The 15,687-nt window shown below is 64.9% G+C and carries 15 protein-coding genes; 2 read left to right on the top strand and 13 right to left on the bottom strand.

The genetic code is table 11. From position 1 onward, the window contains the following. Nucleotides 1-122: 122 nt before the first annotated feature. The 6 genes from ACP5MM_RS08980 to ACP5MM_RS09005 all read right to left on the bottom strand — a co-directional run bounded on the left by ACP5MM_RS08980 (nucleotide 123) and on the right by ACP5MM_RS09005 (nucleotide 7,502). Entirely contained in the window at nucleotides 123-320 is a 198-nt protein-coding gene (locus ACP5MM_RS08980; protein ID WP_427930623.1) for a hypothetical protein, read from the bottom strand. Between the two features lie 108 nt (nucleotides 321-428). Further along, nucleotides 429-1,688 (bottom strand): NAD(P)/FAD-dependent oxidoreductase, encoded by a 1,260-nt coding sequence (locus ACP5MM_RS08985; protein ID WP_427934447.1) that lies wholly within the window; start codon nucleotides 1,686-1,688, stop codon nucleotides 429-431. Then, the gene (locus tag ACP5MM_RS08990) at nucleotides 1,681-2,838 is read right to left on the bottom strand and encodes an MFS transporter (protein ID WP_427930625.1); all 1,158 of its coding nucleotides are present in this window, start codon (nucleotides 2,836-2,838) and stop codon (nucleotides 1,681-1,683) included. The genes ACP5MM_RS08985 and ACP5MM_RS08990 overlap by 8 nt, the downstream gene beginning before the upstream one ends. After that, entirely contained in the window at nucleotides 2,835-4,367 is a 1,533-nt protein-coding gene (locus tag ACP5MM_RS08995; RefSeq protein ID WP_427930626.1) for a GMC oxidoreductase, read from the bottom strand. The genes ACP5MM_RS08990 and ACP5MM_RS08995 overlap by 4 nt, the downstream gene beginning before the upstream one ends. Further along, nucleotides 4,357-5,142, bottom strand: coding sequence for a glucose 1-dehydrogenase (locus tag ACP5MM_RS09000; RefSeq protein ID WP_427930627.1), 786 nt, complete (start codon nucleotides 5,140-5,142; stop codon nucleotides 4,357-4,359). Before ACP5MM_RS09000 ends, ACP5MM_RS08995 begins: the two co-directional genes overlap by 11 nt. Further along, nucleotides 5,139-7,502, bottom strand: a complete 2,364-nt coding sequence (locus ACP5MM_RS09005) for a glycoside hydrolase family 15 protein (protein ID WP_427934449.1) — start codon at nucleotides 7,500-7,502, stop codon at nucleotides 5,139-5,141. The genes ACP5MM_RS09000 and ACP5MM_RS09005 overlap by 4 nt, the downstream gene beginning before the upstream one ends. Nucleotides 7,503-8,088: 586 nt before the next feature. On the opposite strand from ACP5MM_RS09005, the gene ACP5MM_RS09010 reads away from it, so the two are divergent. Next, a complete protein-coding gene (locus ACP5MM_RS09010; protein ID WP_427930629.1) occupies nucleotides 8,089-9,030 on the top strand; it encodes an MlaD family protein in 942 nt (313 codons plus the stop codon). Then, nucleotides 9,027-9,680 (top strand): ABC-type transport auxiliary lipoprotein family protein, encoded by a 654-nt coding sequence (locus tag ACP5MM_RS09015; protein WP_427934451.1) that lies wholly within the window; start codon nucleotides 9,027-9,029, stop codon nucleotides 9,678-9,680. The genes ACP5MM_RS09010 and ACP5MM_RS09015 overlap by 4 nt, the downstream gene beginning before the upstream one ends. 77 nt (nucleotides 9,681-9,757) lie before the next feature. Here the strand turns inward: ACP5MM_RS09015 and ACP5MM_RS09020 are convergent, their stop codons facing one another. The 7 genes from ACP5MM_RS09020 to ACP5MM_RS09050 form a co-directional block, all read right to left on the bottom strand. Further along, complete coding sequence (locus ACP5MM_RS09020) at nucleotides 9,758-10,222, bottom strand: universal stress protein (protein ID WP_427930631.1); 465 nt, start codon at nucleotides 10,220-10,222, stop codon at nucleotides 9,758-9,760. Next, on the bottom strand, nucleotides 10,219-11,928 hold the full coding sequence (locus ACP5MM_RS09025) for a proline--tRNA ligase (RefSeq protein WP_427930632.1): 1,710 nt from the start codon (nucleotides 11,926-11,928) through the stop codon (nucleotides 10,219-10,221). The genes ACP5MM_RS09020 and ACP5MM_RS09025 overlap by 4 nt, the downstream gene beginning before the upstream one ends. Nucleotides 11,929-12,123: 195 nt before the next feature. Further along, nucleotides 12,124-12,606, bottom strand: coding sequence for a glutathione peroxidase (locus ACP5MM_RS09030; protein ID WP_427930633.1), 483 nt, complete (start codon nucleotides 12,604-12,606; stop codon nucleotides 12,124-12,126). Nucleotides 12,607-12,837: 231 nt separating this feature from the next. Next, a complete protein-coding gene (locus tag ACP5MM_RS09035; protein WP_427930634.1) occupies nucleotides 12,838-13,479 on the bottom strand; it encodes a hypothetical protein in 642 nt (213 codons plus the stop codon). Between the two features lie 12 nt (nucleotides 13,480-13,491). Beyond that, nucleotides 13,492-14,631, bottom strand: coding sequence for an NAD(P)/FAD-dependent oxidoreductase (locus tag ACP5MM_RS09040; RefSeq protein ID WP_427930635.1), 1,140 nt, complete (start codon nucleotides 14,629-14,631; stop codon nucleotides 13,492-13,494). Nucleotides 14,632-14,655: 24 nt separating this feature from the next. Further along, nucleotides 14,656-14,889: a sulfurtransferase TusA family protein gene (locus ACP5MM_RS09045; protein WP_123101507.1), complete on the bottom strand. Its 234-nt coding sequence runs from the start codon at nucleotides 14,887-14,889 to the stop codon at nucleotides 14,656-14,658. A 23-nt stretch (nucleotides 14,890-14,912) separates the two neighbouring features. Beyond that, the gene (locus ACP5MM_RS09050; RefSeq protein ID WP_427930636.1) at nucleotides 14,913-15,299 is read right to left on the bottom strand and encodes a DsrE/DsrF/DrsH-like family protein; all 387 of its coding nucleotides are present in this window, start codon (nucleotides 15,297-15,299) and stop codon (nucleotides 14,913-14,915) included. Nucleotides 15,300-15,687 lie beyond the last annotated feature (388 nt).

Below are 15,687 nucleotides of genomic sequence, written 5' to 3' on the forward strand. Positions count from 1 at the left end.
GCCACGTTCCCCGCCTTGCCGCCATTTTCGATAATATCGGCGGAAATGGCTCCGGCCTCGTGGGCGCTCAGATGGATGGTTACCGTTTTCTCCTGTTCGTCCTTGATGAGCATGATATCTCCTTATTGTCCGAAGGGATGGGGCGGCTGGCGGAAATGATCGTCTATCCGGTAATCCTGCTCGGCGAGCAGATAAACCAGATCCAGGGTTTCCTTGCCGAATTGCTCGGCATTCTTGATGATCGGCTCAACCAGACTGCCGAGATCCTTCTTCTCGAAACGCAGGGTGATGCCCGATGAATCTTTCGCTAAAACTTCCATGGTGTCTCCTCTTTGCGGGAAAACCGATAATACATACTGAGTAGTTCAAGAAGCAGAACTTGTCAAATTGGCGGGCCGGATTTTATGCCGGGATGGCTGGACATGGGCTCATGGATCGGAAGAATCGGGAAGAGAGCGAATGATTTCCACGGCGGCGCCGTGGCGCAGGTAATCCGTTCCCCAGTCGAGCAGGGTGAGCAGGCGATTGCGGGTGCCGATGATGCGGTAGAGGTGCAGGCCCAGCCAGAGTAGCCAGGCGCTCCAGCCATGCCAGTGCAGATGCCAGCGTTCGATCTGGCAGACGGCATCGAAACGGCCGAGGACGGCCATGCTGCCAGGGTCCTGGTAGGCGAAGGGGGGAGGGAGGGGCCGCCCTTGCCGTTGGGAGTGCAGCACCAGGACGGCGTGGCGGGCACTCTGCAGGGCAAAGGGCGCAACCTGGGGCCAAAATTCACCATCGCTGCCATAGGCCAGGTCACCGAGGATGAAGACCTCGGGGTGCCCCGGCAGGCGCAGGTGGGGATCGACGATGATTCGCCCGCCGGGCCCCTTGGCGCCGGGCAGGGTGGCCGCCAGCGGATTGGCCGTTACGCCGGCGGTCCAGACAAGGGTATGGGCAGGAATGGCCGGGTCCGGCTGGCATTGCACCGTTTGCCCATCAAATCCCAGGACATGGGTGTGAAAGCGCAGGTGGGCGCCGAGTTTTCGCAGCTTGCCTGCGGCTTGGGCCTGGAGGGGGGCGGCAAAGCCGGGAAGCAGGGCTGCGCCGCCCTGCACCAGGGTGATTTGCAGCTCTTCCGGCTGCAATTCCGGGTAGTCGCGGGGGAGCAGGACGCGCAGGAGCTCCAGCAGGGCGCCGCAGAATTCGACGCCGGTGGGGCCGCCTCCGGCGATGACGAAGTGGAGCCAGCATCGCCGTTGGGCGGGGTCGGCGCAATGGCTGGCCGCTTCCAGGGCACTGAAGATGCGCGAACGGGCCTCTTCGGCCGCTTCCATGCCCTTGAGCTGCAGGGCATGGCCGGCGATGGCAGCGTTGCCGAAAAAGTTGGTGACGGTGCCGAGAGCTATGAAGAGGTAATCATAGGGAAGGACATCGCCGTCATCGAGAAGGATCGAACGCTGGGAAAGGTCCAATCGGGCGACCCGCCCCAGGCGGAAATGCAGGTCGCTGCCGCGCAGGAGGCGCCGTTGCGCGGTGGCGATGGCCTCCGCCTGGAGATCGCCGGCAGCCACCTGGTAGAGGAGGGGCTGAAAGAGGTGGTAATTGCGCTGGTCGATGAGGGTCACCTCCAGCCCGTGGCCCCCGAGGGCGCGGGCGGCGGCGTTGCCGGCGAAGCCGCCGCCGAGGATGAGGGCGCGTTCAGCCATGGGCTCCGGCCTCCGGCGCACGGGCAGGCCGGCTGTTGCGCCAGGCCAGCCAGAAGAGGGGAATGGCCCACAGGGCCGAGAGGTCATAGATATGGTCGAGGCTGAGCAGATCCTGCAGGGGGCCGAGCCCGAAGGAGCCGATGCCCTCGCCCACCATCAGGGCGCCGACCAGGAGCCCGGCCATCTGGGTGCCTTCCTCGGGATGGGCGGCAATGCCGTAGGCCATGCTGTAGGGGTAGTAGATGCCGCAGGCGATCCCGGCGGCGGTGAAAGCCATGAGCAGGGCGTTGGCGGCGGCGAGATGGGGGATGAGCAGGAAGCAGGCGGCGATCCCCAGGGGGGCGAGCAGATAGACGATCCGGCGGTGCAGCAAGCGGTTGGGAATGAAGCCCAGGGCAAAGCGCGCGGCGGTCATGCCGCCCCAGAAGAGGGCCAGGGCGAGGGCGCCGCTGGCGGCGGGCAGACCGCGGTTGACGCTGACCAGGACATTGGCCCAACTGCCGAAGCTGCCTTCGCAGATGGCATAGATCAGCACGGCGCCGGCAAAGGGCAGCATGGAACGGCGCCAGGCGCGCAGGCCGCCCAGCTCCGCCGGACCATCGGCGGCAATGGGCAGCAGGAGCAGGGCCAGCCAGGCAAGGGCGAGGAGGGCCGGCCAGCCCGCCCAGCCGATGCTGCTGCGGAAGCCTTGGAGGATCAGGGGCGAGAGGGCCGTGGCGCCGCCGATGACGGCGTTGAGGATGGTCACCGCCGCTGCGGCGGCTCCGGCAAAGAGGAGGGATGCGGAGCGGTTGATGGCGGCGTTGGTGAGGCCGAAGCCGATGCCGAGGAGGAGGGTTTCGGCGAGGATCAGCCCATAAGCAGGGTTACCGCCCGTAAAGGCGGCGGCTACCAGCAGGAACATGGCGGCGGCGTTGCTCAGCGCCCCCAGGCGAAAGACGCCGGAGCCACCGAGGCGGCTGTGGATGCTGCCGGCGGCCAGGGCGCTGAGGATGGCGCCGATGATCTCGGGGAAATATAAGAATCCATAGGCGCTGCTGCCGAAAGCATAGGGGGCCTGGTGCAGGATGTGGCCCAGGGCGGGGACCATGACGAAGGCCGCCCCCTGCAAAAAGCCCGCAGCGTAGACGGCGGTGGTGCCGCGTTTCACGCCCGGGCCCCCGTTTTGAAGCGCTCGGCCAGGTGCGCGGCGACGCGGATGGCATTGGCCATGATGGTGAGGGAAGGGTTGACCGCGCTGATGGAGGGCATGAAGGAGGCGTCCACGACGTAGAGGTTGTCGAGGTCATGGGCCTTGCACCAGGGATCCAGGACGCTGTCCGCGGGGTCTTCGCCAAAACGGCAGGTGCCCACCTGATGGGCGGTGGCGGAGATGTCCATGGCCTGAAAAAAGACCATGGGGAAGCCGGCCTGGTGGAGAATCCCGCGCCATTGGGCACAGAGACGCTGGTGGCTTTCGCGGTTTTTGGGTTGCCAGGCGAGGCGGATATGGCCGTCGCCGTCGAGGGTGACCCGATTATCGGCGTCGGGCAGGTCTTCGGTGGTGAGCCACCAGTCCACGGAGTGGCTGGCGGTCCAGGCGCCGAGGGGGATGGGGAGCAGGGGCTGTTGGGCATGGAGCAGCGCCGGCGTCACCTTGCCGAGATTCTGGATGTGCCCGAGGGGATAAGGGTAATCGGGGTCACCCGAGTCGTCGTAAAAGTCGTTGATGGCCAGGGTCTTCTGGAAGACGGTGGTGTTTTCCTGGGCGGCTTTGAGGGCCATGCAGGCGCTGTTGAGGTGGCACATGTAATTGCGCCCGACCTGATCGCTGCTGTTGGCGAGGCCCCGGGGCGCGGCGGCATCGGCGGAGGCGAGGAGGAGGGCGGCGGAGTTTACGGCGCCGGCGGCGAGGACGACGACGCGGGCGCGCAGGGTGCCCTGATCCGTTTCCACGCTCTCCACGCCCTTGCCGTCGGCGCCGCGCAGCAGGCGCAGGGCGCGATGCCGGGTGAGCAGGCGAACGTTGGCGTGGGCCAGGGCGGGGGTGACGCCGCAGACCTCGGCATCGCCCTTGGCGCGCAGCAGGCAGGGAAAGCCGTCGCAGGTGGGGCAACGCACGCAGGGGCTATGGGCGGGGTCTTCATCGCGACGCTGGAGGGCGAGGGGGAGGGGAAAGGGATGCAGACCCAGGTTCCGCAATCGTTGCTCCAGGGCCGCGAGGATGGGCTCCTGGGGGAAGGGCGGAAAGGCGAAGGGACCGCGGGGCGGTTCCAGGGGATCGGCACCGGCCTCGCCGTGGGTGAAGTACCAGGCCTCGGCCTGGTCATAGCAGGGCGCGAGATCCGCGTAGGCGATGGGCCAGGCGCGGGTGAGGCCGTCGCGATGGCGGCGGGGGAGGAAGTCCTTTTCGCGCCGGCGCAAAACGGCCGCCCCGTAGAACTTGGTGTTGCCCCCAACATGGTAGCCGGTAACGGGGGTGAAGGGTTGGCCAGCGCCGTCGCGCCACTCTTCATGGGTGTGGTAGCGGTGTTCGGCAAAGACGGTGTGGGGGTCCCAGTTGCCCCATTCGCGGGGGAGGTAGTCGCCGCGTTCGAGGATGAGGATGGACAGCCCCGAGGGGGCGAGGGCGCGGGCCAGGGTGCCGCCGCCGGCGCCGCTGCCGATGATGATCACATCGGCGTCGAGGCTAGCCGCCATGGCGGAAATCCGGATAGATGAGCATGCCGCCATCGACGGCGATGGTGGTGCCGGTGATGTAGCTGGCCAGGTCGCTGGCGAGGAAGGCCACGACATGGCCAATCTCCTCCGGCGCGCCAAGGCGTTCCATGGCGATTTTGTCGTCGAGGTCCTTGAGGGTATCGGGGTTGCCCCAGACCGCTTCGTTGATGGGGGTCTTGATGGCGCCGGGGGCGATGGCGACCACGCGGATGCCCTTGTCGGCCGTTTCCTGGGCGAGGGTCTTGGTGAACATGGAGAGTCCCGCCTTGGCGCTGGTGTAGGCGCTGTAGCCTTCCCAGGGGATGAACTCGTGTACCGAGGTGATGTTGATGATGACGCCGCAACCACATTTTTCCATGCGCGGGATGGCGGCGCGGGCGCAGTAGTAGGGTCCCATGAGATCGACGGCGAGGACCTTTTCCCAGACCTGCGGATCGTCGTCGCCGACCACGGCGCGGGGACCATCCATGCCCGCGTTGTTGACGAGGATGTCGAGGCCGCCAAAGGCGCCGTCGATCTCCTGCAGCAGCTTTTCGACGGCGGCCGGATCGGAGACGTCGGCCTGGAAGGCCTGCGCCTTGCCGCCTTTGCCCTGGATGGCGGCGACGACTTGCCCGGCCTCGGCCTGCCCCTTGCGGTAATGAACGGCGACCCGGGCGCCGGCGGCCGCCAGGATTTCGGCGATGGCCTGGCCGAGGCCGCCGCTGGCGCCGGTGACCAGCGCACGGCGTCCGGTGAGATCGATGGCAATCATGGGCTTTCTCCTTGCAGGGTGATGCTGAAGTCCTCGCCCTGCCACTGGCCGGTATCCCGCCAGTAGAAGGTGAAGTGGAGCGTGGTTCCGGGCGCCATTGTCTGCGTGGGCAAAATGGCGACATGGCCGAGGTCCCAATCCTCCGACAGGGTATCGGTGGGGTCTTGCCAGCCATCGACGCCCCAATGCACCGTAAAGGGCGCCGGGAGCAGAAAGCGCAGCTCGTTGCCGGCGGGCATCTGCCGGGCGCGCTGGCGGAAGCGCCAAAGCGTATAGGCGATCTGCGGCGCCTTGCCCTGATAGCGTTTCCAGGTGGCCCGGGGGCGATCCACGGGGTAACCGAGTTGCCAACTGTGGCAGAGCTTGACGAACTCGCCGTGGGCCCAGACCAGGGGCATGGCGGAGCCGCTGGGCCGGCCGGGGAAGAGGTCGCGGTCGGGTATGGCGGCGCTGTCCCAGACCTGTTCGGGCAGGAGGCCGCCAGGGCCGGTCATGTTGCCCATGGCCTCGATGTAGGGCAGGGCGTCCTCCCCGGCCAGGAGGGCAAAATGACCCCGCTCTCCCACCAGGAGTGGCCAGGCGCGGCCGCGGCCGCTGCCGTCGAAGGGGCTGCCGTCGGGGTGCTCGCCGTAGCCGTCGCCATTGTAGCGGTGCCAGACGGGGCCGCTGGGGGTGTCGGTTTTGAGCAGGGCGTCCATCACCTTGACGGAGTCCTGCATGTGCGGATCGTCGGCGCGGCGCAGGCCATAGCGGCAGAGTTGCAGGAAGTCGGTGGCGACCTGCTCCTCGGCGGGGAGATGCGGGTCGTTGGCGCGATTTTTGATCATCACCCATTCATCCTTGGCGCCCGCATGGATGAGCACGTCCTGGGGGGCAATGCGCAGGTAATAGCCGGCGACGCCGTATTTCCGGGCGAGATCCGTGCCGGATACGAAGGTCCAGTCCTCCAGACGCGCATTCCAGTAATCGGCCACCAGCAGGGCGCAATCCCGGGCCTTGCCGCCGAGCAGTTCGCCGCCTTCCACCAGCGCGGCAATGGCGACCGCCAGGGTGAAGGGATTGACGCCGCCGTCCTCTTCCCAGCGATCCTGGCCGGTGACCGGCCCTTCGCGGAGGATGAAGCCCAGGGCGCGGCGCAGCATGTCGGTAACGGCAATCCCTTCCAGTGCCTGCTCCGCCTGGAGGGCGGCGACAAGGAGGACGGGAAAACCGGTTTCATCCAGTTGCACCCCCTGCCAGAATGGCTTGCCGCCCAGCCATTGATTTTGCAGCCAGTGGCCGTCGGCCTGCTGGGTGCTGATGAGGTAGGTCAGCACCTGGCGCGCTTCGGCAGCGGCGCCCATGGCGAGGAGGGCACCGGCGCTTTCCACCAGATCCCGGGACCAGACCAAATGGTATCCGCCCCGGCTGTCGCTGGCCTCGCCCCAGGGTACGGAGAGACTGGCCACCAGGGCACCGGGAAAGGTGCGGTCTTCGTGGACCTTGAGGACGGTGGCGGAGCGGGTATAGAGGGTTTGGGCGGCGGCGGGGAGCTTGCGCCTCAACTCGGGAGGCATGGGCTGTTGGCTATGCCAGGCCTTCCAGGCCCCTTGATACCCCGCTTCGGCGGCGGCAAAGCCCCCGGCCAGGGAAGACCAGGCCAGGGTAGCGGCCGCCTCCTTGCTGGTGCCCAGACCCAGGGCCAGGGTGCCTTGCCGGGGCAGGCGGGCGGACAGGGAAACCTCGCCGGGGCCGGCCTCCTGATATTGCCAAAGCATGCGGCCGTTGCGGTGGAAATCCTGCCAGAGGTCGCTGGCGCCCACCTCGCCCACGGAGGGGCCCTCCAATCCGGGCAAGCCCTCCGGATTCCGGCAGGATATGGCCAGGCCGAAGGGCCCCTGCTGGGCCCAGAGCACGGGTCGGCCCTCCCATTGGCCAACCCAGGCCTGATTGTGCTCGGCATCTTCGCCCAGCCGCGCCGCACAGAGCAGATAAGGGCGCAGGTCGGCGTCCCCCTCCAGGTGAAAATCCAGCAGCAGGACGTCCCGCAGCGGATCGGCGCAGATCCGGAGGGTGCAGGTAAAGCGCTCATGACGATGGGTGATGACAGGCAGGGGGATGGCCGGATCGTCGATCCGTAATTGCGGCTCGGCCAAGGCCTTGAGTTCCTGCCAGAAACCCTTGCCATCGGCAATGATCAAGCCCATGTCCCGGACCTGGGGGATGTCGATGCGCGGATAAAAGACCTCCGTGACAATGCCCTTGCCCACGGTGAACCAGAGCCGGGCCGGGCCGGGGGCGGTGCCGACGAGGTCTTTTTTGGCGGTGGACCAGACCGGATGGCGCCAGGTGGGGCTGGGGGCTTTGCTCGCTGCTGCCATGAGGTGCTTTCCTTCCAATACGCGCGGGGGGAACTCCTAGAGTATAGGAGACGTTGACCAGGCAGGCCGGCGGCAGCGCGGGAGCCCATCGCTGCTGCGCTGCGGCATGAATGAATGCGCTGCCCCATGGGGATGAAGCCGCCCTTGCCGCCATGGGCGGGAAATGGTGCGGCCCATTGCCGTACCAAGCAGCGGATTTCCCTTTTGCTTGCGGAATATCCGACAGCTTCCCGTCCTGGAAAGTTCCATCTGATCGGGAAAAACAATTTTCCAATAAATAACGCCGATGCGGGCCCAATGTTTGCTTTCGGCGGAATGCAAGGAACCGCTTTGTTCATGCGCCGGATCAGCCGCTGGCGCTTGTCTTCCGATGCAGTGGCGAGAAATTGGGGATCTAACAGCCTTATGTCTTGACCGATCCGCTGAAAAAGCGGGCTGGACCGCATTGCGGCGCCACGGCGGTTCCGGGAAGTATTGGCTTCTCGCCTGGCACTATGATCCAATAAGGACTGCCGCCCGCAGGTACTTCGGGCCTTGGCGCGGGCGTCATGGCCCGCTGAAATGCCGACGGGCAGAGGAGTGTCGTTTGGAGAGCCGTGCTCACGCCATTGTGGCCCTCGCGTTTTTGGCCCTGCTGGGGATCGGGGTGGTCGTTGCCGGGCTGTGGATGCACCACGGCCGGCAACCCGGCCTGATTTATGACGTCGTCTCGCCCTACAGCGTGGCGGGCCTGCAGGAGCAGGCGCCGGTGCGCTTCAAGGGGGTCCGGGTGGGCGAAGTGCGCTCCATCGGCCTGGACCCGCGGAACCCGCGCATGATCCTGGTGCGGATCACGGTCAGCAAGGGGACGCCCATCACCCGTGCGACTTTTGCCGAGCTGGCTCCCCAGGGAGTGACCGGACTCAGCTATCTTTCCCTGAGCGACGCCGGCACCAACTTTGCCCCCGTCCACACCAGCACCCTCCATCCCGGCCAGATACCCATGCACCCCAGCTTCCTCGAAGTGCTGTCGCGAAAGGGCGAGTCCCTGGTCAATCAGAGCAACGAATTGGCATCGCATCTGAGCGCCACCCTGAATGCGAGTAATCGCCGCCATCTCGCCCAGACCATCCGGCAACTGGACACGGCCAGCGCGCAACTGGTGCAACTGGAGGCGGCCCTGCTGCCCACCATCAAGGCCTTGCCCGCCATGGTGGCCGCTACCCAGTCGACCATGCAGGAGAGCCAAAGCATGCTGAAGAACCTCAACCAGCTCACCCTATCCGCCGCCGGGCCATTGCGCGAGGTGGGTGCCGCCGCCCGGTCCATTCAGGGCCTTGGCAGCTCCGGGGAAAAGGTCACGGAAACCCTCAATTACAGCACTCTGCCCCAGTTGGAGATACTCACCCGCCGCCTCAACGGCACCACGGAAGCCCTGGAGGGCCTGAGCCAGTCCTTGCAGCGCTCGCCGCAGTCGCTCCTGTACGGCGCCAAGGCGCCGCCCCCCGGGCCGGGGGAGAGGGGATTCCATGGGGGAGGAGGGTCATGAAAGGCCGGCATTTTTGGCGCGGCGGCGCCGTGCTGTCAGCGATGCTCCTGCTCTCGGCCTGTGCGACGACGAGCCCCTGGCGGGTGCCCTACAGCATTGTGCCGGCGGCCGCCGGACCTGCCGCTGCCAGCACCTTCCAGGGCCGGACGGCGGCTGCTGTCCTTCCCGTCCTGCGCCTAACCCCGGTGACGGCCCCGGAATGGTTGCAAGGTCACGATTTCCATTACCGGCTGCTCTATGAGAACCCGCAGCAGGCATTGTACTACCGGGGCGCCCGCTGGGTGGGCACGCCGGCCCAGATGATGGGGGATCTGCTCCAGGGCCAGCTTATGGATGGGGGGCAGTGGCGGGCGGTGTTGTCCCCCACCAGCACCGGCAAGGCCGGGCTGCTCCTGCAGGTACGGCTGAGCGACTTCACCCTCGACTTCTCCACCCCTCGCCAGGGAGTTGCGCAAGTGGCGGGGGAGGCCACCCTGGTGGATGCCCAGAGCTATCAGGTCCTGGGGCAGCAGCGCTTTGCTTTCCGGGTCCCGGCTGTCCCCACCAATCCCGATGGCGGGGCATTGGCCATGACCCGGGCGAGCAGGGCCTTTGCCAAGGCCGTCGGGCAGTGGGCGGAGCAAGCGGCGCGGCATTCCTTGCCGGGGTAATGCGGGGGAGGATGCGGGCCGGGGCAATCCGCCCAGGCCCGCCGGGCGGGGGCGCCGGGTGCCGCGCCCACAGGGACTTATTCCGCTTTCACCTTCATCACCAGCACCGGGCACCGGGCATGATGCACGATATCGTTGGCCACTGAGCCCAAGAGCAGCCGGCCGAGGGCTCCGTGGCCGTGGCTGCCGACCACGATGAGGTCCACGCCATGGGCTGCGCCCCAGGCAATGACCGCCATGCCCATGCGGTCGGCGCTCTCCTCCACCGCCCAGTCCAAAGGCGGCGTCAGGGTCGGGAGTTGCGCCGCCAGCTTGGCCATCTCCTTTTGCGCCAGTTCCAGCAAGCGGCCGCGCATGTCCAGCATGGGCGGGAGGATCTCTTCCGGGAGCTGCAGGGTGACGATCTGCGGATTGACCATGTGGATCAAGGTCAGTTGCGCACCGTGCAAGGCCGCCTCGCGGGCCGCCATCCGTGCCGTCGGCAGCGCCGCCTCGGAAAAATCGACGGCGGCCAGGATATGATGAAAACGATCCGGGTTCATGAGGTCCCCCCTCCCTGGAGTTGGGTGAGCAATTCTTCGTAACTGAGGTGTGCGTTGTCCGTGCCGCGCCGATCGCGGTACTCGAAGACTCCCTGGGCGAGCACCTTGTCGCTCACCACCACCCGATGAGGCAGGCCGATGAGGTCCATGGTGGCAAACTGGACGCCGGGACGTTCGTCGCGATCATCCAGGAGCACGGCATAACCCGCCGCCTCCAGTTGGTTATGAAGCAGTTCCGCCGCGGCGGCCACGTCCGGCGATTTTCGCCCATTGATGGCGACGATGCCCACCGTGAACGGCGCCAGCGCCCCTGGCCAGAGAATGCCGCGGTCATCGAAATGCTGTTCCACCGCCGCCGCCACCACTCGCGACACGCCGATGCCGTAACAACCCATGGTCACCGTGCGGTCCCGGCCCGTTTCATCCAGCACCGTCATGTTCATGGCCTTGCTGTAACGCTCGCCGAGCTGGAAGACATGCCCCACCTCGATGCCCCGGCGGATACCCAGGGTGCCCGATGCACAGCGCGGACAGGCCTCGCCCGCCCGCACGCTGCGCAGGTCCGCCGCTGCGGCGAGGGGCAGATCCCGTCCCCAGTTGAGGTTGATCCAGTGCAGGTCGGCGACATTGGCCCCGGTGCTGAAGTTCTGCACCGTGAGGGCGCGATGGTCGGCCAGGATGGGCAGATCGCGGGGCAGATCCTTGGGCCCGATGAAACCCACCGGCGCGCCGCAGGCCTCCTCGGCCTCCTCCATGGTGGCCAGACGCAGGCTTTTGGCGGCCAGGGCGTTGGTCGCCTTGACCAGGTTGAGTTCATCATCGCCGCGCAGCAGGAGCAGGGCCGGCTTCTCATCGGCCATTACCAGCACGGTCTTGACGATCCGCGCCGTGGAAATCTTCAGCATCTCGGCCTGGGCCGCCACGCTGCGGATGCCCGGAGTGGGCACCTGCTCCGCCGCCAGGGGCGCCTCCGGTCCTTCGTCCGGCAGACGGCTCTGGGCCAGCTCCAGGTTGGCGGCGTAATCGCAGTGGTGGCAAAAAACGATGGCATCCTCGCCGGAGTCGGCCAGGACATGGAACTCGTGGGAGCGCTTGCCGCCGATGGCCCCCGTATCCGCCTCCACCGCCCGAAAGTCCAGCCCCAGGCGGGTAAAGATGCGGGTATAGGCGGCAAACATCGCCTCATAGGTGCTTTCCAGGGAGGCCGCCTCCAGATGGAAGGAATAGGCATCCTTCATGACGAATTCCCGCCCGCGCATCAGTCCGAAGCGCGGGCGGATCTCGTCGCGGAACTTGGTCTGGATCTGGTAGACGTTGATGGGGAGTTGCCGGTAGGAGTGTACTTCGCGGCGCAGCAGGTCCGTTACCACCTCCTCATGGGTCGGCCCCAGGCAAAACTCCCGGTCATGGCGGTCGCGGATGCGCAGCAACTCCGGTCCGTACTGCTCCCAACGCCCCGACTCCTGCCACAGTTCCGCCGGCTGCACCACCGGCATGAGGATCTCCTGCGCCCCGCAACGGTCCATCTCCTCGCGCACGATGCGCTCCACCTTGCGCAGCACCCGCAACCCCAGGGGCAACCAGGTATAGAGCCCCGATGCCAGACGCCGGATAAAACCGCCTCGCAGCAAAAGCTGATGGCTGACCAACTCCGCCTCGGCGGGAGTCTCCTTGAGGGTGGGCATGAACAGTTGACTGGCGCGCATGAAGATTCCTTATGAATGTATCCCCACAGTGTAAGAAAGCGCGGGCCACAAGAAAAGGCGCATCTGCGCGGCGCTTCCCGTACATGGAGGGCAGCGCTGTGCCGGCCGCGGTTGCGGTGACGAATTGTCACCATGATGCTAAAATTAATCCAATGGAAATAAAAAGTTATCCGTACAGCCCGCGGCTGGGGTCGCTTATCCTTTCAGTGCCCTCTGAATGAAAGACTCCATGCCTTGAGGCGCCTTGCCCGGCGCGAAGCGCTTGACGGGCTGGCCATCCCGGCCGATGAGGAACTTGGTGAAGTTCCAGCGAATCTTGCGGCCCCAGAAGCCCGGCAGGCAGGCCGTGAGCCACTGGAAGAGGGGATGGGCGCCGGGACCATTCACTTCCACCTTTTCAAAGACCGGAAAGGTCACCCCGTACTTCACTTGGCAGGTCTGCGCGATCTCTGCAGCCCCGCCTGGCTCCTGATGGCCGAACTGGTTGCAGGGAAAGGCGAGAATGACCAGCCCCTGATCCCCATACCGCTCATGGAGGGTCTGAAGCCCCTGATATTGCGGCGTGAAACCGCAGTGACTCGCGGTATTCACTACCAGCACGACCTTCCCGGCATACTCGGAGAAGGACACCGGCTTACCCTCCAGGGTGCGGGCACTCAGCCCGTAAAATTCACTCATTCACGGCACCCCCGAATCATGCCCCACCAGATCCAGGCCGCCCGAAGAGGGCTGCCCTGGCCGCCTTGATGGGGGCGTTGATGGCACTACCGATCATTTTCGCACGCTTCACCGGGGAAGGCACGAGGTCCCAATGCAGGAATCCTCGTTCCGTTCTCATCTCCGGGGCCTTGCCAAGCCCCCACAAAAAAACGCCCCCTTGCGGAGGCGCGAAGCGGGGCGAGTAAGACCCTATGGTTCGGCAGGATGCGCGAGGCGGCAACTGCGGAAGTGTTTGCCCACCAGCATGAGGAACTGGATGGTCTGCTGGGTTTCCGGTTGCTTGACGATCTCCCAGAGCCCACCCAGCCCTCCCTTGGGCATGGGGGCCTGGGCGGCCTCTGCGGCGGCGTCGGCCAGGCACTGGAGGAAGTCCGTCAGGACATGGGTTTTTTCGACCTGTTCGGCTACCCCCAGCAGGCGTTCCACCGCGCCCGTGCGGGTGACGCGGTCCACCAGCCCGAGGGCGTCCCCCGCCATGCCCGCCAGGCGGGTGACCATCTCGTCGCTGAGGGCGTCCTGGGCGGCGCCGGCCAGGCGCGCGAGGTGGACGAGCCGCTCCAGATCGCCGTTCTCCACCAGGGCGGTGATGGCGGGCAGGGCCTTGACCACGCCGGAGCGGTTGACCCGGTCCAGGAGGTCGAGGCCGTCACCGGCCGTGGCGGAGAGGCGGGTGACCATCTCGTCATTCATGGCGTCCTGGGCGGAGCCGATCAGACGGGCGAGATGGACGAGGCGCTCGAGGTCGCCATTGTTGACCAGATTGACCACGGCCTCCTGGGCCCGGCTCAGTTCGGCATCGTGCGTATTGCGTTCCGAGATTACGGCAGCCATGCTGCACCTCCTTTAGAGTAAGCCCCGCGCGGAAGCCCAGTAGAGCTGGTTGTAGGCCATCTTGAAGGCATGCACCGCCCCCGTGGGGGCCTTGGGCTGGGGTGGCGTGGTGTAGTTGAACATGGCGTAGGTGGCCCGGTCCTTGCCGGCCTCGATGAAGCAGAAGACCTTTCCGTCATATTCCCGCACCGGACGCCCGATCTTGATCAGCGCCGCGATGTTCTCCGCGGCGACTTCCGCCTCGAAATGGGTGGTGGAGCCGGCCTTGCTGATGGGGATATTGGTGGTATCGCCCAGCACCAGGACGTTCTTGCCGTATTCGCCTTCCATGTGCAGGCTGTTGCGGTTGGTGGGAATCCAGCCGTTTTCCCCGAGCTTGTTCTTTTCGATGACCTCCTGACCCTTGTGGGGCGGTACGGCCACCAGCAGGTCGTATTTCACTTCCCCGCCTTCCTCGCTGCGAACGGCAGCGTTCTTGCCATCCACCTCCTTCATGTTGAACAGGGTTTCGTATTTGATGCCCATACGATCGAACTCCGGCGCCGCCCACTTGGCGACATTCTCCAGGCTGTGGACGCGGCCGATGGGATAGGTGTAGTAAAACTCCGTCTTGTCCAGCAGCCCCTTGTCCTTGATGAAGTCATGCATGGCAAAGGTGACTTCCAGGGGAATCATCGGACATTTGTGGGGCAGGCCGACGGCGATGACGATGCGTCCACCCTTGAAGTCCGCCAATTGATTGAAGAATTGCACGGCGTTTTCCGCGGTGTAGCAGTTGACGGAATTCTCCTTGAGACCCGGAATGTTCTCCGGCGTGGGCCGGGAGCCGGTGGAAATCACCATCACATCGTATTCGTGGACCTTGCCGCTCTTGGTCTTGACGTGGTTTTCCGCGAGATGGAACTCCTCCACCGGGTCCACGTGGAATTCGATGCCCGGCTCCAGCAGGCTGGCCTGCTCGCGCACCAGTTCATCGGGCGTGGCGCGGCCCATGGCCACGTAGAGCCAGCCCGGTTGATAGACGTGCTGGTCCGAGGCCGACAACATGGTGATGCGCGCCTTGCCGGCCTTCATCTCCTGATGAATGCGCCGGGCCAGATTGTTGGCAAAGATCGTGCCGCCCATACCGCCACCAACGACGAGAATTCTCATGATGATCACTCCTTATCAATAGGGTTATTTGGCCTTGCGCACATGGATGTGCCAGGTACCTTCGGCATCCTGTTCCGTGCCGACCATTTCATGGCCGACTTTTTTGACCCACTCCGGGACATCGGCGGCGGAGCCGGCATCCGTGGACAGGAGTTCCAGGGTGTCGCCCACGGCCATCATCTTCATATTCGCGATCAACTCCATGAGCGGTCCGGGACAAAAACTCCCCCGGGCATCAACGACTCTTTCTGTACTCATCACTCGCTCCTTGCTCGACCCAATTAAAAAATGAGGATCTGCGCCCCTTCCGCATCGCTGAGAAATCTGGTGAGCCCCATGGCGCCGGAGACGATGCCCTCCAGCTCCGCTTCCTTGACCCCCATGATGTCCATGGCCATGGAGCAGGCATAGATCTTGGCGTCGCCTAGTTCCACTGCCTGCTCGAAGATCTGATAAAATGGAGGGGCATTCTTCTGCGCCATCATCTCCCCCATGGCCCCCGCGGCGGGCGCCTCCTTGTCATGCCCCCGGATAAAGAATGGAAAGGCATTCATGGAAATGAAAACGGACACCTCCGTGCCCGATACCGCGGCAACGGAGGCGGTCATGGCGGCAAACTGCAATTTCTCGCGTTGCCCACTCAAACAGACGATGAATAATCCTGACATGACAACTCCTGTGCCTAGGGTCCACTTTTCTTTAGCAGTAACTGTGCCATTCACCATAAGCGGATAAATATGCCGGTAAGGTCCATTTTGGCTAAATTATTAGTTAATTAGTTGATAATATTATAGTGATTAATAGCATGACATTTCTCCTTGTCATGACAAAAATCCTCGGGTATTGTCATGACATGACAGGTGTCATCGCAGGGCTTCGGCTTCTACGGGAACTACCCAACTGATCTGACAAGGTAACTGGCCGGATACTGGACAAAGTCCAACCGATCCTGTATACCTTGGGGCATGACGGCCCCACCAATCACCGAACAACAGCGTATGGACCTGCGACGCGTGCAGGTCCGGCCCATTGTGCCCAGCGAGTTGGAACGCTGGA

It is taken from the genome of Acidithiobacillus sp. (assembly GCF_049965315.1).
Lineage (GTDB): Bacteria > Pseudomonadota > Gammaproteobacteria > Acidithiobacillales > Acidithiobacillaceae > Acidithiobacillus_B.

What these genes read in the sequence shown, in the direction of transcription:
- ACP5MM_RS09025 (WP_427930632.1), bottom strand. Translation starts at nt 11,928, where the DNA reads ATGCGCGCCAGTCAACTGTTCATGCCCACCCTCAAGGAGACTCCCGCC.
- ACP5MM_RS09030 (WP_427930633.1), bottom strand. Translation starts at nt 12,606, where the DNA reads ATGAGTGAATTTTACGGGCTGAGTGCCCGCACCCTGGAGGGTAAGCCG.
- ACP5MM_RS09020 (WP_427930631.1), bottom strand. Translation starts at nt 10,222, where the DNA reads ATGAACCCGGATCGTTTTCATCATATCCTGGCCGCCGTCGATTTTTCC.
- ACP5MM_RS09050 (WP_427930636.1), bottom strand. Translation starts at nt 15,299, where the DNA reads ATGTCAGGATTATTCATCGTCTGTTTGAGTGGGCAACGCGAGAAATTG.
- ACP5MM_RS08980 (WP_427930623.1), bottom strand. Translation starts at nt 320, where the DNA reads ATGGAAGTTTTAGCGAAAGATTCATCGGGCATCACCCTGCGTTTCGAG.
- ACP5MM_RS09040 (WP_427930635.1), bottom strand. Translation starts at nt 14,631, where the DNA reads ATGAGAATTCTCGTCGTTGGTGGCGGTATGGGCGGCACGATCTTTGCC.
- ACP5MM_RS09005 (WP_427934449.1), bottom strand. Translation starts at nt 7,502, where the DNA reads ATGGCAGCAGCGAGCAAAGCCCCCAGCCCCACCTGGCGCCATCCGGTC.
- ACP5MM_RS08985 (WP_427934447.1), bottom strand. Translation starts at nt 1,688, where the DNA reads ATGGCTGAACGCGCCCTCATCCTCGGCGGCGGCTTCGCCGGCAACGCC.
- ACP5MM_RS08995 (WP_427930626.1), bottom strand. Translation starts at nt 4,367, where the DNA reads ATGGCGGCTAGCCTCGACGCCGATGTGATCATCATCGGCAGCGGCGCC.
- ACP5MM_RS09000 (WP_427930627.1), bottom strand. Translation starts at nt 5,142, where the DNA reads ATGATTGCCATCGATCTCACCGGACGCCGTGCGCTGGTCACCGGCGCC.
- ACP5MM_RS09045 (WP_123101507.1), bottom strand. Translation starts at nt 14,889, where the DNA reads ATGAGTACAGAAAGAGTCGTTGATGCCCGGGGGAGTTTTTGTCCCGGA.
- ACP5MM_RS09035 (WP_427930634.1), bottom strand. Translation starts at nt 13,479, where the DNA reads ATGGCTGCCGTAATCTCGGAACGCAATACGCACGATGCCGAACTGAGC.
- ACP5MM_RS09015 (WP_427934451.1), top strand. Translation starts at nt 9,027, where the DNA reads ATGAAAGGCCGGCATTTTTGGCGCGGCGGCGCCGTGCTGTCAGCGATG.